The organism is Streptomyces durmitorensis (genome assembly GCF_023498005.1).
GTDB lineage: Bacteria > Actinomycetota > Actinomycetes > Streptomycetales > Streptomycetaceae > Streptomyces > Streptomyces durmitorensis.
Window position 1 is genome coordinate 7,748,243 of sequence record NZ_CP097289.1, and the last position, 14,650, is coordinate 7,762,892.

Annotated in this window: 10 protein-coding genes and 1 pseudogene; 8 read left to right on the forward strand and 3 right to left on the reverse strand. The window is 72.0% G+C overall.

Features of this window, described 5'->3' with window-relative positions; all coding sequences use genetic code 11:
* Positions 1 to 28: 28 nt before the first annotated feature.
* The 5 genes from gmk to M4V62_RS34720 all read left to right on the forward strand — a co-directional run bounded on the left by gmk (position 29) and on the right by M4V62_RS34720 (position 6,127).
* A complete protein-coding gene (gmk, locus tag M4V62_RS34700) occupies positions 29 to 622 on the forward strand; it encodes a guanylate kinase (protein ID WP_249591140.1) in 594 nt (197 codons plus the stop codon).
* Positions 623 to 694: 72 nt separating this feature from the next.
* Entirely contained in the window at positions 695 to 967 is a 273-nt protein-coding gene (gene rpoZ / locus M4V62_RS34705) for a DNA-directed RNA polymerase subunit omega (RefSeq protein WP_005319902.1), read from the forward strand.
* A 118-nt stretch (positions 968 to 1,085) separates the two neighbouring features.
* Positions 1,086 to 2,306 carry a bifunctional phosphopantothenoylcysteine decarboxylase/phosphopantothenate--cysteine ligase CoaBC gene (gene coaBC / locus M4V62_RS34710; protein WP_249591141.1) on the forward strand — a complete coding sequence of 407 codons (1,221 nt, stop codon included), beginning with the start codon at positions 1,086 to 1,088 and terminating at the stop codon, positions 2,304 to 2,306.
* 313 nt (positions 2,307 to 2,619) lie between these two features.
* Positions 2,620 to 3,828 (forward strand): methionine adenosyltransferase, encoded by a 1,209-nt coding sequence (metK, locus tag M4V62_RS34715; RefSeq protein WP_249591142.1) that lies wholly within the window; start codon positions 2,620 to 2,622, stop codon positions 3,826 to 3,828.
* Positions 3,829 to 3,961: 133 nt separating this feature from the next.
* Positions 3,962 to 6,127: a primosomal protein N' gene (locus M4V62_RS34720; RefSeq protein WP_249591143.1), complete on the forward strand. Its 2,166-nt coding sequence runs from the start codon at positions 3,962 to 3,964 to the stop codon at positions 6,125 to 6,127.
* A 312-nt stretch (positions 6,128 to 6,439) separates the two neighbouring features.
* Here M4V62_RS34720 and M4V62_RS34725 read toward each other — a convergent pair whose 3' ends face one another.
* Positions 6,440 to 6,988, reverse strand: coding sequence for a hypothetical protein (locus M4V62_RS34725; protein WP_249591144.1), 549 nt, complete (start codon positions 6,986 to 6,988; stop codon positions 6,440 to 6,442).
* A gap of 897 nt (positions 6,989 to 7,885) precedes the next feature.
* Here M4V62_RS34725 and fmt point away from each other — a divergent pair.
* Both fmt and M4V62_RS34735 read left to right on the forward strand, forming a co-directional pair.
* Entirely contained in the window at positions 7,886 to 8,830 is a 945-nt protein-coding gene (gene fmt, locus M4V62_RS34730) for a methionyl-tRNA formyltransferase (protein ID WP_249591145.1), read from the forward strand.
* A gap of 34 nt (positions 8,831 to 8,864) precedes the next feature.
* Positions 8,865 to 10,304: an RsmB/NOP family class I SAM-dependent RNA methyltransferase gene (locus M4V62_RS34735; protein ID WP_249591146.1), complete on the forward strand. Its 1,440-nt coding sequence runs from the start codon at positions 8,865 to 8,867 to the stop codon at positions 10,302 to 10,304.
* A gap of 58 nt (positions 10,305 to 10,362) precedes the next feature.
* On the opposite strand, the gene M4V62_RS34740 is transcribed toward M4V62_RS34735, so the two are convergent.
* Entirely contained in the window at positions 10,363 to 11,427 is a 1,065-nt protein-coding gene (locus tag M4V62_RS34740; protein WP_249591147.1) for an aldo/keto reductase, read from the reverse strand.
* Between the two features lie 137 nt (positions 11,428 to 11,564).
* On the opposite strand from M4V62_RS34740, the gene M4V62_RS34745 reads away from it, so the two are divergent.
* Complete coding sequence (locus M4V62_RS34745) at positions 11,565 to 12,398, forward strand: helix-turn-helix transcriptional regulator (RefSeq protein WP_249591148.1); 834 nt, start codon at positions 11,565 to 11,567, stop codon at positions 12,396 to 12,398.
* Between the two features lie 10 nt (positions 12,399 to 12,408).
* On the opposite strand, the pseudogene M4V62_RS34750 reads toward M4V62_RS34745, so the two are convergent.
* A pseudogene (locus M4V62_RS34750) lies at positions 12,409 to 14,598 on the reverse strand (MMPL family transporter).
* Positions 14,599 to 14,650: the final 52 nt, after the last annotated feature.

Genomic DNA, 14,650 nt, shown 5'->3' on the forward strand with positions numbered 1-14,650 from the left:
CACTCCTGAGAACCTGGATAATCGCTGCATGGCTGCAACATCCCGGGGGACGACCCCCGTGCCCCCGGACGTACGTCCGCGGCTGACCGTGCTCTCCGGCCCCTCAGGGGTCGGCAAGAGCACGGTCGTCGCTCATATGCGCAAGGAACACCCCGAGGTCTGGCTCTCCGTCTCGGCCACCACGCGGAAGCCGCGCCCCGGCGAGAAGCACGGTGTCCACTATTTCTTCGTCTCCGACGAAGAAATGGACAAGCTGATCGCCAACAGCGAGCTGCTCGAATGGGCCGAGTTCGCGGGCAACCGCTACGGCACGCCTCGAGGTGCCGTCCTCGAGCGCCTGGAGGCGGGCGAGCCCGTCCTCCTGGAGATCGATCTGCAGGGCGCGCGCCTGGTCCGCGAGTCGATGTCCGAGGCGCAGCTGGTCTTCCTCGCCCCGCCGAGCTGGGACGAGCTGGTCCGCCGGCTCACCGGCCGGGGGACCGAGGCGCCGGAGGTGATCGAGCGCAGGCTCGCCGCGGCGAAGATCGAACTCGCCGCCGAGGCCGAGTTCGATACGACCCTGGTCAATACCTCCGTCGAGGATGTGGCGCGTGAGCTGCTAGCCTTGATGAAAGTTGTTTGATCTTCATCCTCAGTAACCCCGGTTTGATCTTCAATTTCCATTCGGAGGTCAATCCCCATCGGAAGGCAGAGAGTGTCCTCTTCCATCACTGCGCCCGAGGGCATCATCAACCCGCCGATTGATGAGCTCCTCGAAGCGACCGACTCGAAGTACAGCCTCGTGATCTACGCCGCCAAGCGCGCGCGCCAGATCAACGCGTACTACTCGCAGCTCGGCGAGGGCCTGTTGGAGTACGTCGGCCCGCTGGTGGACACGCACGTCCACGAGAAGCCGCTCTCGATCGCGCTCCGCGAGATCAACGCGGGTCTGCTGACGTCGGAGGCCATCGAGGGCCCGGCTCAGTAGTCGCAGTTCTTTTCTTGCAGTTCCTCACCACAGGCCCGGCAGCGCGACTGCCGGGCCTGTGGTGTGTCATGGAGTCGTACGTTCCCGAGTACGGGGATCACAAGTGCGGGGAGGCACGGTGGGCAAGCCCAAGGTCGTTCTGGGGGTCAGCGGCGGTATCGCCGCGTACAAGGCCTGTGAGCTGCTGCGGCGGCTGACCGAGTCCGGCCATGACGTACGCGTCGTGCCGACCGAGGCGTCGCTGCACTTCGTGGGGGCCGCGACGTGGTCGGCGCTGTCCGGCAACCCGGTGTCGACCGAGGTGTGGGACTCCGTCCACGAGGTGCCGCACGTACGGATCGGCCAGGCCGCCGACGTCGTGATCGTCGCCCCGGCCACGGCCGACATGATGGCGAAGGCGGCCCACGGCCTCGCCGACGACCTCCTGACGAACACGCTCCTCACCGCCCGCTGTCCGGTGATCTTCGCCCCCGCCATGCACACGGAGATGTGGGAGCACCCGGCCACGCAGGAGAACGTCGCCACGCTGCGCCGCCGCGGCGCCCTGGTCATCGAGCCCGCCGTGGGCCGCCTCACCGGCGTGGACACGGGCAAGGGCCGGTTCCCCGACCCCGTGGAGCTCTTCGAGGTCGTACGCCGCGTCCTGGCCCGCGGCGACCTGGCCCGCGACCTCACGGGGCGGCACGTCGTCGTCAGCGCGGGCGGGACGCGCGAGCCGCTCGACCCGGTCCGCTTCCTGGGCAACCGTTCCTCCGGCAAGCAGGGGTACGCGCTGGCCCGCAGCGCGGCGGCGCGCGGCGCCCGCGTCACGCTCGTGTCGGCGAACGCGGCGCTTCCGGAACCGGCGGGCGTCGACATCGTGCCCGTCGGCACCGCCGTCCAGCTCCGCGAGGCGATCCTCAAGGCGTCCGCGGACGCCGACGCGGTGGTGATGGCGGCGGCCGTGGCCGACTTCCGCCCGGAGACGTACGCGACCGGAAAGATCAAGAAGCGGGACGGCCAGGAGCAGCCCCCGATCGCCCTGGTCCGCAACCCCGACATCCTCGCCGAGCTCGCCGGGATCGCTGCCGACCGGCCGCGCCCCGGCCAGGTCGTCGTCGGCTTCGCCGCCGAGACGGACGACGTGCTCGCCAACGGCCGCGCCAAGCTGGAACGCAAGGGCTGCGATCTGCTCGTCGTCAACGAGGTCGGCGAGCGCAAGACGTTCGGCTCCGAGGAGAACGAGGCGGTCGTGCTCGGCGCCGACGGGAGCGAGACCCCCGTGCCGTACGGACCGAAGGAAGCGCTCGCGGACACGGTCTGGGATCTCGTGGCTGAACGCCTGCCGAAGAATTCCTGAAAGAATGGGGGCGTCTCCCAGGAGAAGCCTCTTGCTGGAGTCTCAGTGGAATCGGGGCGTAAACCTGGGCGCAAATGTCACATTCGCCCCACTGGGCGCCTCAAAACCGGGAAATTCGGGCGTGAGGCCCTCTGGTGGAGACCGATCGTCGTACCGCACAATGCAGTGCCGCAGGTCACAGCGCTCCCAAGTGGCGAGACACGTGGTCCGGCGGCCGAGTGTGACCGATAAACTGGTCTCGGACGACGCCGGGCGCAGCTCCCGGCCGTCCACCAATGATCAGCCAGCAGCCGCTGCAACCACAGGGAGCGATGTGTCCCGCCGTCTCTTCACCTCGGAGTCTGTGACCGAGGGTCACCCCGACAAGATCGCTGACCAGATCAGCGACACCATTCTCGACGCCCTTCTGCGGGAGGACCCGAAATCCCGGGTCGCCGTGGAGACGTTGATCACCACCGGCCTGGTGCACGTGGCCGGCGAGGTGACGACCAAGGCGTACGCGCCGATCGCGCAGCTGGTGCGCGAGAAGATCCTCGAGATCGGTTACGACTCCTCGAAGAAGGGCTTCGACGGCGCCTCCTGTGGCGTCTCGGTGTCCATCGGCTCGCAGTCCCCCGACATCGCGCAGGGCGTCGACACGGCGTACGAGAAGCGCGTGGAAGGTGATGAGGACGAGCTCGACAAGCAGGGCGCGGGCGACCAGGGCCTGATGTTCGGCTACGCCTGCGACGAGACGCCGGAGCTGATGCCGCTCCCGATCCACCTCGCGCACCGTCTCTCGCGCCGCCTGTCCGAGGTCCGCAAGAACGGGACCATCCCGTACCTGCGCCCCGACGGCAAGACCCAGGTCACCATCGAGTACGACGGCGACAAGGCCGTCCGCCTCGACACGGTCGTGGTCTCCTCGCAGCACGCCTCCGACATCGACCTGGACTCGCTCCTCGCCCCCGACATCCGGGAGTTCGTGGTCGAGCCCGAGCTGAAGGCGCTCCTCGAGGACGGCATCAAGCTGGAGACCGAGGGCTACCGCCTCCTGGTCAACCCGACCGGCCGCTTCGAGATCGGCGGCCCGATGGGCGACGCCGGCCTCACCGGCCGCAAGATCATCATCGACACGTACGGCGGCATGGCCCGCCACGGCGGCGGCGCCTTCTCCGGCAAGGACCCGTCCAAGGTCGACCGCAGCGCCGCCTACGCGATGCGCTGGGTCGCCAAGAACGTCGTCGCCGCAGGCCTCGCGGCCCGCTGCGAGGTCCAGGTCGCGTACGCGATCGGCAAGGCCGAGCCGGTGGGCCTGTTCGTGGAGACGTTCGGCACGGCCACGGTCGACACCGACAAGATCGAGGCCGCCATCGCCGAGGTCTTCGACCTGCGCCCGGCCGCGATCATCCGCGACCTCGACCTGCTCCGCCCGATCTACGCGCAGACCGCCGCGTACGGCCACTTCGGCCGGGCGATTGCCGACTTCACGTGGGAGCGGACGGATCGTGTGGATGCGTTGCGGAAGGCTGCGGGGCTGTAAGGAGCTGTAAGGCTTCCTCGCCGCGCGAGTTCTGACGAAGCCCGGTGCCCCTGGTGGGGGCGCCGGGCTTCGTCGTGCCGCGGTGGATATCGGGCCGGCGGTCGTGTCAGTGCGGTCTGGTAGGAATGCTGCTGTGAGCAGCGAGAACCAGAAATCCGAGGGGGCGGGCGGGGCCGAGCCTCCGGAGCAGCTTGCGCTCATTCGGGAAGCGGTGCGCAAGGCCGATGTGCCGCGGGCCAAGCCGCGGACGTGGCGTGGGGCTCCGTTGGCCAAGCATCTGCCGGTGGCTCGGGTGCTGGTCGACAAGGGGGTGCTGCATCTTGATCGGTACTTCGACTATGCGGTGCCCGAGGAGTTGGACGAGCAGGCGCAGCCCGGGGTGCGGGTTCGGGTGCGGTTCGGGGCCGGGGCGCGGAATGTGCGGGGCGGGCGGCGCGAAGGCGGGGGGCTGATCGACGGGTTCCTCGTCGAGCGCGTTGCCGAGTCGGACTACTCGGGGCCTCTTGCCGCTCTGGCGCAGGTTGTTTCTCCCGAGCCCGTGCTCGACGGTGAGTTGCTCGGTCTTGCCCGTGCCGTGGCCGATCGGTATGCGGGCAGCCTTGCCGATGTTCTGCAACTGGCCGTTCCGCCTCGGCACGCTCGGGCCGAGGCGCGGGAGGCGGGGGAGGCTCCGGCGCCTCCGGCGGCGCCTGAGACCGGGTCCTGGGGGCGGTACGGACACGGGGCGGAGTTCTTGGGGGCGCTTGCCTCTGGGGGGGCGCCTCGGGCTGTGTGGACCGCCCTTCCCGGGCCTGAGTGGGCCGAGGAGATCGCGCGGGCCGTGCAGGCGACGCTTGCCTCCGGGCGGGGGGCCTTGGTCGTCGTGCCTGCCGGGCGGCCCGCCGCGAGGGTCGATGCGGCGCTGACCCAGCTGATCGGGGCGGGGCAGCATGCTCTGCTCACCGCTGATGTGGGGCAGGAGCGGCGGTATCGGGAGTGGCTCTCCGTACGGCGTGGTGCGGTGCGGGCCGTCGTGGGCACGCGGGCCGCCATGTTCGCGCCCGTGCGGAATCTTGGGCTCGTCGTGATCTGGGACGACGGCGATGCCAGTCACAGCGATGACAATGCTCCCTTCCCGCATGTGCGTGAGGTGCTCGAGCTTCGGGCCTCGCGGGACAAGTGCGGTTTCCTGCTGGGGAGTTGGAGCTGCACGGTCGAGGCCGCGCAGTTGGTGGAGAGCGGGTGGGCCGCGCCGCTGGTCGCCGACCGTGAGCAGGTACGGGGGGCCGCGCCGCTCGTGCGGACCGTGGGGGACGAGGACCTGGCCCGGGACGAGGCGGCTCGGGCCGCGCGGCTTCCGACGCTCGCCTGGAACGTGGTGCGGGAGGGCCTGAAGCACGGGCCTGTGCTGGTGCAGGTGCCCCGGCGGGGGTATGTGCCCCGGCTCGCGTGCGAGAGGTGCCGGGAGCCCGCGCGGTGCCGGCACTGTGCGGGGCCGTTGGAGGCGCGGGACGGCGGGGGACTGTGGTGCGGCTGGTGCGGGGTGGAGGAAGGCGCCTGGCACTGCGGGGAGTGCGGGGGGTTCCGGCTGCGGGCGCAGGTGGTGGGGGCGCGGCGTACGGCCGAGGAGTTGGGGCGGGCGTTTCCCGCGGTGCCGGTGCGGACGTCGGGGCGGGAGCAGGTGCTTGACACCGTGCCGGGGTCGCCTGCGTTGGTGGTGAGTACGCCGGGGGCGGAGCCTGTCGCCGAAGGCGGTTATGCCGCGGCGCTGTTGCTCGACGGGTGGGCCATGCTGGGGCGGCCCGACCTGCGGGCCGGTGAGGATGCGTTGCGGCGGTGGATCGGTGCGTCTTCGCTGGTGCGGCCGCAGGGGGAGGGCGGGACCGTGGTGGTCGTCGCCGAGCCGACGCTGCGGCCTGTGCAGGCGCTTGTGCGGTGGGATCCCGTGGGGCATGCGGTGCGGGAGCTCTCCGAGCGGGCCGAGTTGGGGTTTCCGCCCGTGTCGCGGATGGCCTCCGTGGCGGGGACCGCGGAGGCGCTTTCCGGGTTTCTTGCCGCGGCTGAACTTCCGGGGGATGCGGTGGTGTTGGGGCCTGTTCCCGTGCCGGACGCCGGGCCCGGGCCGGGGGCTGCCCGCCGGGGTGGGGCCGCGCCGGTCGGGGAGCGGTGGGAGCGGGTGCTTGTTCGGGTGCCGCCGGGGAGCGGGGCCGCGCTTGCCGCTTCGCTGAAGGTGGCGCAGGCGGCTCGGATGGCTCGGGGGGCGGGGGCCGCGGGGGCGGAGCCTGTGCGGATTCGGGTGGACCCGCTGGATATTGGCTAGGCCTGGTGGCTCTCCCCCCCCAGCCGGGGGGGGCCTTGAGGTGCTCGCTGGCTGTGCGGTCCTTGCCGCCCTGTTCATCGGTGCCCGGTAGCGGTGCGTTGTGCCCACCCTTCCCCAAGCTCTCGGCTTCGCTCGAGCAGGGGAGACCCCTATCGCCGTGCGGAACGCCTGCCCACAACGGAGGGTGGTTGGCTGGGGGTTGGGGGCTGGCTGTGGGGGGCGTCTGCCCGTGGCGGGAGTGGTTGCGTGCAGCGGCGGCGCCTGGCCTGCCGGGGGAACCGGGCAGGACAGCCGCCGCCGTCGTTCTCGTATTCAGCCGTTGCGTGGGCCCGGGAAGACGTTGGGGCGGGGGTCGTCGCGGAGGGCGGGACTGCCCGCCGTGGGCTGGGTGGGCATCGCGCGGGCCGCGGGGACCGAGGGGAGGGGGGCGCCGACCGGGACCGGGGGGCGGACGGTCGCGGAGGAGGGCACCGTCTCCGTGGCGCGCTCGGCTTCCGCCGCTGCCTGTGTCGTGGCCCGGCGTGCGCCGTAACGGCGGTGCACCGCCTGCTTGGTGACCCCGAGGGCCGAGCCCACCGCGTCCCACGAGAAACCCAGCGAGCGGTCGAAGTCCACCGCGGCTGTCACCAGTGTCTCGACGCTGTCCCGAAGCTCCTGGGCGAGGCGGACGGTCGGGGCGGGGGCGCGCCCGTACACGACGAAGCCCGCGGAGGGGCTGGAGCGGCGCGGGCGGTAGACGTTGCCGAGCTGGGCGGTGAGCGTACGCAGTGCGTCCACCTGCCGGCGGACCCGCTCGATGTCCCGAACCAGGAGGTGCAGGCTGGCCCGTGCCTGGGCGTCGTGGGTTGCGTGGTCGGCCATGAACAAGCCTCTCGAACCGGCGTTGAAAAGGATCGGGCCGCATCGGCGGCCCGTTGTGGTCAACTCTTTCTTGACCAACGCGCTAGTTCGTGTGGGGTCACGGTGCGGGGGCGTATGCGCATATGCACAGGGCGCGCGGCCGCGCGTACGCCCCCGGGCGTGCGGATCGCGGACGAGCGGTCCGGCATCGGCGGTCCGGCGGAGAGCGGCCCCAGGGAGGGGAGTTCCGGGGAGGAGCGGCCAGGGAGGAGTGGCCCCGGTACGGGTGCGCTTGGGGCGAGCGGTGCCCGGGCGCGCGCCTCGGGACGGGCGGTGCCGTGAAAGCGCCCCCCCGGGGCGAGCTGCTCCTGCCGTGCGGGTCCGGGTGAACGCTCCCCGGGGCGAGCTGCTCCGGCGGTGCGGGCCTGGGTGAACGCTCCCCGGGGCGAGCTGCTCCGGCGGTGCGGGCCTGGGTGAACGCTCCCCGGGGCGAGCTGCTCCGGCGGTGCGGGCCTGGGTGAACGCTCCCCGGGGCGAGCTGCTTCGGCGGTGCGGGCCTGGATGAACGCCCCCCGGGGCGAGCTGCTTCGGCGGTGCGGGCCTGGATGAACGCCCCCCGGGGCGAGCTGCTTCGGCGGTGCGGGCCTGGATGAACACCCCCGGGGCGAACCGCTTCGGCGGTGCGGGCCTGGATGAACACCCCCCGTGGCGAGCTGCTCCGGCGGTGCGGGCCGGGACGAACGCCCCCCGCCGGGGCGAGCCGCTCCGGCCGTGCGGGCCCGTACGAATGCCCCCCAGGGCGAGCCGCCAGGGAAGGCCGTCCGGCGCAAGTCGCCCCGCGGAGCGCGTCCCGGCAGGGCGGCTCATAGACTGGTGCGCTCCCCGCACGTTCCCGTCCCGAGAGGCCGAAAGGCAACGATGAAGCTCGTCTTCGCAGGCACCCCCGAGGTCGCCGTCCCCGCCCTGGACGCCCTGATCGCCTCCGACCGGCACGAGGTGGCCGCCGTCGTCACCCGGCCCGACGCCCCCGCGGGCCGCGGCCGCAGGCTCATCGCGAGCCCCGTCGCCCAGCGCGCGGAGGAGGCCGGGATCGAGGTCCTCAAGCCCGTGAAGCCGCGCGACGAGGAGTTCCTGGCCCGGCTGCGCGAGATCGCGCCCGACTGCTGCCCGGTCGTCGCCTACGGCGCGCTGCTGCCCAAGGTCGCCCTGGACGTCCCGGCCCGCGGCTGGGTCAACCTGCACTTCTCCCTCCTTCCCGCCTGGCGCGGTGCCGCGCCCGTCCAGCACGCGGTGATGGCGGGGGACGAGATCACCGGTGCCTCCACCTTCCTCATCGAGCAGGGGCTCGACTCCGGGCCGGTGTACGGCACCGTCACCGAGGTCGTCCGGCCCACCGACACCAGCGGTGACCTGCTCACCCGCCTCGCCTTCGCGGGCTCCGGGCTGCTCGCCGCCACCATGGACGGCATCGAGGACGGCTCCCTGAAGGCCGTACCGCAGCCCGCCGACGGCATCACGCTCGCCCCGAAGATCACCGTCGAGGACGCCCAGGTGGACTGGGCCGCCCCGGCCCTCCGTGTCGACCGCGTCGTGCGCGGCTGCACCCCGGCTCCCGGTGCCTGGTCCGTGTTCCGCGGGGAGCGCCTGAAGATCATCCAGGCCGCACTCGTCCCGGACCGCACCGACCTCGCGCCCGGCGAGCTCGCCGCCGCCAAGAACAATGTGTACGTCGGCAGCGGCTCGCACGCCGTGGAGCTGCTCTGGGTCCAGCCGCAGGGCAAGAAGCCGATGCGCGGTGCCGACTGGGCGCGCGGCGTGCGGATCGCCCCCGGCGAGCGGCTCGGGGCAACCGACGTAGGCTGAACAGGTTCGGCCCCCACCCAATAGCGGAGCACCTTTGAACGACCAGCCAAGCCGGCGACCCCAGAAGCAGGGAAAGCCCGGCAAGCCCCACCGCCGCCCCAAGAAGGACCCCGTCCGCTTCCTCGCCTTCGAGGCGCTGCGGGCGGTGGACGAGCGCGACGCCTACGCGAACCTCGTCCTGCCGCCGCTGCTGCGCAAGGCCCGTGACAAGGGCGATTTCGACGCGCGTGACGCGGCGCTCGCCACCGAGCTGGTCTACGGGACGCTGCGCAGGCAGGGTACGTACGACGCGATCGTGGCCGCCTGCATCGACCGGCCGCTGCGCGAGGTCGATCCGCCGGTCCTTGACGTGCTCAACATGGGCGTGCACCAGCTGCTCGGGACGCGCATCCCGACGCACGCCGCCGTCTCCGCCTCCGTGGAGCTGGCGCGTGTCGTCCTCGGTGACGGGCGGGCCAAGTTCGTGAACGCGGTGCTCCGCAAGGTCGCCGCCGACGATCTCGACGGGTGGGTGGCGAAGGTCGCGCCGTCCTACGACGATGACGCCGAGGACCATCTCGCCGTCGTCCACTCGCACCCCCGCTGGGTCGTCTCCGCGCTCTGGGACGCGCTCGGCGGCGGCCGTGCGGGCATCGAGGACCTCCTGGAGGCCGACAACGAGCGGCCCGAGGTCACCCTCGTGGCCCGCCCCGGCCGCACCACCGCCGATGAACTCCTCGCCGCGGTCGGCGAGGAGTCCGCACTGCCGGGGCGCTGGTCGCCGTATGCCGTGCGGCTCAGCGAGGGCGGCGAACCCGGATCGATCGACGCCGTGCGCGAGGGCCGTGCCGGGGTCCAGGACGAGGGCAGCCAGCTCGTCGCGATCGCACTCGCGAACGCCCCGGTCGAGGGGCGCGACGAGAAGTGGCTCGACGGATGCGCAGGGCCCGGCGGCAAGGCCGCCATGCTCGCCGGTCTCGCCGCCCAGCGCGGCGCCGCCCTGCTCGCCGCCGAGAAGCAGCCGCACCGGGCCCGTCTGGTCGCGCAGGCCCTGCGCGGCAATCCGGGCCCCTACGAGGTCATCGCCGCCGACGGCACCCGGCCGCCGTGGCAGCCCGGCACCTTCGACCGCGTCCTGATGGACGTGCCCTGCACGGGACTCGGCGCCCTGCGCCGCCGCCCCGAGGCCCGCTGGCGCCGCCGCCCCGAGGACCTGGACGGTTTCGCGCCGCTCCAGCGGGGGCTGCTGCGGACCGCGTTGGAGTCCGTGCGCGTCGGGGGCGTCGTCGGGTACGCCACCTGTTCTCCGCACCTGGCGGAGACGCGTGCCGTCGTCGACGACGTGCTCAAGCAGCACGAGGGCGCCGAACTGATCGACGCGCGCCCGCTGCTGCCCGGCGTCCCGGCCCTGGGCGACGGCCCCGACCTCCAGCTGTGGCCGCATCTGCACGGCACGGACGCGATGTACCTGGCGCTGATCCGGCGGACTGCCTGACGGAGGGCAGTTCCGGGGGCTGCGGCAGTGCCGCAGCCCCCGGGCGCTCGATCCGGTGTCAGCGGCGGGCTTCGATCTTCAGGTCGCCCTGGGTCACCGTGCGCATCCTGTCGCCGGCGAGCATGGCGTGCGGGAAGCCGAGCTCGATCGCGCTCGCCTCGTCCAGGCGGGCCAGTTGGGAGGCCGTGAAGTCGACCTCCAGGGCGCCCAGATTGTCCTGCAGCTGCGGCAGCGTGCGGGCGCCGATGAGCGACGACGTCACGCCCGGGTTCCGCAGCGTCCAGGCGAGGCCGACCTGGGCGGTCGTGCGGCCCAGCTCCGTGGCTACCTCCCGTACGACATCGGCGATGTCCAGGCTCCGTTCGGTGAGCCCGCCGTTGGCGATGGTGAAATCCTTGCGGGTGCCGTCGTTGACCGGGGTGTCCGTCGCCGTCAGGTCGGCGCGGCCGTACTTGCCGGTGAGTACCCCGCCGGCCAGCGGCGAGTACGGCACCACGCCGAGACCCATCTCGCGTGCCATGGGGATCAGGTCACGTTCGCCGGTGCGCTCGATCAGGTTGTACTCGATCTGCAGCGCGACCAGCGGTGACCAGCCGCGCAGGTCGGCGATCGCCTGCATGCGCGACACCTGCCAGGCCGGGGCGTTGGAGATCGCCACGTACAAGACCTTGCCCTGGCGGACCAGATCGTCCATCCCGCGCAGGATCTCCTCGACCGGTGTCGTGAAATCCCATACGTGGAGGTAGAGCAGATCGATGTAGTCCGTGTTCAGCCGGCGCAGACTGGATTCCACCGATGCGAACAGGCTCTTGCGGTGCGGGCCGCCGGAATTCGGGTCGCCGGGCCGGCGCAGCGTCGTGTATTTCGTCGCGAGGACCAGGCTTTCCCGGTTGTCGCGGGCGAATTCGCCGAGGAGGCGCTCGGAGCTGCCATCCGTATAGGTGTTGGCGGTGTCGATGAAATTGCCGCCGTGCTCGACGTAGAGGTCGAACAGCTTGCGCGCCTCGTCCTGCTCGGCGCCCCAGCCCCATTCGGTGCCGAAGGTCGCCGCGCCCAGAGCCAGCGGTGAGACCCGCAGTCCGGAGCGGCCGAGGAGCCGGTAGGTGTCGAGGGTGAGCGACATCGTGTCCTCCTGTGCTGGTGATCTGTTGCCGGGAACAAGACTGCGACCGCCGCGAGCCGGGGATAAGGGAAGGCGCTTCCTGGGAACACCGGTCCCACCCTGGGAACACCGGTCCCGCCCTGGCTGTTGGGCCGACCATGACGACCCGCACCGTGGACACCACACAGGAGCTGGCCGCGTTCCTGCGGACCCGGCGCGAACGCCTGGACCCGCTCGACTTCGGTCTGCCGGCGCGACGGCAGGCCCGGCGGACCCCGGGACTGCGCCGCGAAGAGGTCGCCGAACTGGCCGGGGTCAGCGTCGACTACGTCGTGCGGCTGGAACAGGGCCGCGGGCTGCGGCCGTCGGCGGACGTGGTGGAGGCGCTGGCCGGGGCGCTGCGCCTGGCCCCCGGAGAACGCGCCTACCTCTTCGACCTGACCCGGCAGCGCCCCCGCAACGCCGACAAGCTCGCCACCACCGCGGCGCCGCCGCTGGCCCGGCTGGTCGCCGACCTGTCGCCGCTGCCGGCCATGCTGATGAATCACCGCTACGACATCCTGGCCTGGAACGCCGAAATGGCGAGGCTGCTCATCGATTTCGGGACTCTGCCGCCCGCGCAGCGCAATGCGATGTGGCTGTGCCTGATGCATCCGCGGATCCGTGAGTTCTATGTCGACCGCGAACGCGTCGTGCGGGAGGGGATCGCGCACCTGCGTGCCGCGTGGGCCGCGCACCCCGAGGATCAGGCGCTGACCGATTTCATCACCGAATTCACCGCGGGCGACGAGGAATTCGCGCGACTGTGGGCCGAGCGGGACATCAAGGTCAACGGCCGCGGGCGCAAGGTGATGCGGCATCCCGAGGTCGGCGAGATCGCCGTGCAGTTCGAGGTGCTGATGCCCCTTGAGGACCCGGACCAGCGGTTGGTGATCCACCGCGCCGCGGACGAGGAGAGCCAGTTGGCCTTGGACCGATTGTGCGCGGGGTGAAGCCGAACCGCTACGCGTCCGGAGGTGCGCTCGGCGGGCCGCCCGAGCGGGCGCCGACGGCGGGCGTACGCACCGCAGGGTCCTTGCTCAGGGCGTGCGGCCACCACACCTTCGGCCCCACGTCCAGGAACAACGCCGTGACCAGGACGGACCGTACGACGAAGGTGTCGAGCAGGACGCCCAGCGCGACCGCGAAGCCGATCTCGGCGAACGCCACCATCGGGAGCGTGCCGAGCGCGGCGAAGGTGCCCGCGAGGACCAGACCCGCGGACGTGATGACCGCGCCGGTCGCGGCGAGGCCGGTCACGACGCCCGCACGGGTGCCCTGCCGGCCCGCCTCCTCACGGATACGGGTCGACAGGAAGATGTTGTAGTCGATGCCTAGCGCCACCAGGAACACGAAGACGAAGAGCGGGAAGTCCGTGGACTCGCCCGCGTAGTCGAAGAGGTGGCGGAAGGCGAGCGCACTGATGCCGAGCGCGGCGGAGAAGGAGAGCACGACCGTCGCGATCAGGAGCAGCGGCGCGACCAGGGCGCGCAGCAGCACGGCGAGGATGAGCAGGACGACCAGCAGGACGAGCGGGATCACCAGCTTGTTGTCGTGGGCCGTGGCGCGGTCCATGTCCAGGAGGGCCGCCGTGCCGCCGCCCACCTGCGCGTCCGCGTCCGGCACCGCGTGCACCGCGTCGCGCACCCGCTCCACGGTCTGCTTGGCCGCCTCGCTGTCGGCGGGGTCGGTCGGCGTCGCCTCGAACAGGACCTTGCCCCCGGCCTCCGCCTTCGTCCCCGGCGGCACGCCGACGCTCGCCGGGTCCACGCCGCGCGTCTGGGCGACCACACCGCGGACCTCCTCGCCCTGACCGGCGTTGGCCACTATCACCAGCGGGTCGCCGCTGCCCGCGGGGAAGTACTCGGCCTGCACCTCCTGGCCCACGATCGAGTCCGGCTTGTCCGTGAACGAGTCCGCGTTGCTGAGCCCTTCGGCGCGCAGCTGCGTCAGGCCGAGCGCCAGGGCCGCGAGGACCACCGCCGTGATGCTCCAGGTCAGTCGCGGGCGGTGGGCGATGTGGCGGCCCATGCGGGCCCACACGCCGTGCTCGGTGGGCTCGTCCGAGCCGTTGTGCGGGATCAGCGGCCAGAAGAGCCACCGGCCGCAGACCACCAGGAGCGCGGGGAACAGGGACAGCATCACGAGCAGGGCGACCGCGACGCCGATCGCGGAGACGGGGCCCAGGCCCCGCGTCGAGTTCATGTCGGCGGTCAGGAGCACCAGCATGCTGACGACGACCGTGGCGCCCGACGCGATGACCGCGGGGCCCGCCCGGTGCAGGGCGAGCTGCATCGCCTCGTGCCGGTCCTCGTGGCGGCGCAGCTCCTCTCGGTAGCGGGCGACCAGGAGCAGGGCATAGTCCGTCCCCGCGCCGAAGACGAGGACCGTGAGGATGCCCGCGCTCTGGCCGTTGACCGTCAGGCCTGCGTGCTCCGCGAGGAGGTAGATCAGCGCCTGCGCGGTGAAGAGGGAGACGACCGCCGCGATCAGCGGGACGAGCAGGAGGACCGGGCTGCGGTAGGTGACCAGGAGGATGATGATGACGACGCCGGCCGCCGAGAGGAGCAGCGTCGAGTCGATGCCCTCGAAGGCCTCGGAGAAGTCCGCCGACGTGCCGCCGGGCCCGGTGACGTGCACGGTGAGCCCGCCCGTGTCCTGGCCCACGGTCTCCCGGATGGAGTCGACCGCGGGCGCGATCCGCTCCCAGCCCTTCTCGTCCATCGTGATGGGCACGAAGATCTGTGCCGCCTTGGCGTTCCCCGGATCCTTCGTGTCGAAGGCGGGCCCGCGGGTCTCCGCGCCGCGGACGCCATGGGCGGTCAGGGCCTTGAGCTCGCCGGCGTCCTCGGTGATCTGCGCCCGGTCGTCGGCGGTGAGCCCGCTCTCGCGGGCGTACACGACGATCGCGGGAATCTGCTCGGGCCTGAACTCCTCGGAGATGTCCAGGACTTGGGTCGACTCCGCGGAACCGGGCAGTCAGGAAGAAGCCTGGTTGTCCTGGGCGTCCGTGAGCTTCTGCGCGAGTGGCGCGGCGACCACGATCGCCACCAGCCAGAACAGCACCACGAGCCACTTGGTGCGCCGCCCGCACACCAGCCAGGCCACGCCGCGGCCCGTCCGGCGCTTTCCGTCCGACCGATCGTCTGGCATGGCTTACCCCCGCTGCCCCACGTGGTGCCGGTGGACCGCCCAGCATGGCACG

Excerpts from the sequence above, each read along its gene's own strand:
- M4V62_RS34740 (WP_249591147.1), bottom strand. The coding sequence starts at position 11,427 with ATGTCGCTCACCCTCGACACCTACCGGCTCCTCGGCCGCTCCGGACTG.
- gmk (WP_249591140.1), top strand. The coding sequence starts at position 29 with ATGGCTGCAACATCCCGGGGGACGACCCCCGTGCCCCCGGACGTACGT.
- fmt (WP_249591145.1), top strand. The coding sequence starts at position 7,886 with ATGAAGCTCGTCTTCGCAGGCACCCCCGAGGTCGCCGTCCCCGCCCTG.
- M4V62_RS34725 (WP_249591144.1), bottom strand. The coding sequence starts at position 6,988 with ATGGCCGACCACGCAACCCACGACGCCCAGGCACGGGCCAGCCTGCAC.
- M4V62_RS34745 (WP_249591148.1), top strand. The coding sequence starts at position 11,565 with ATGACGACCCGCACCGTGGACACCACACAGGAGCTGGCCGCGTTCCTG.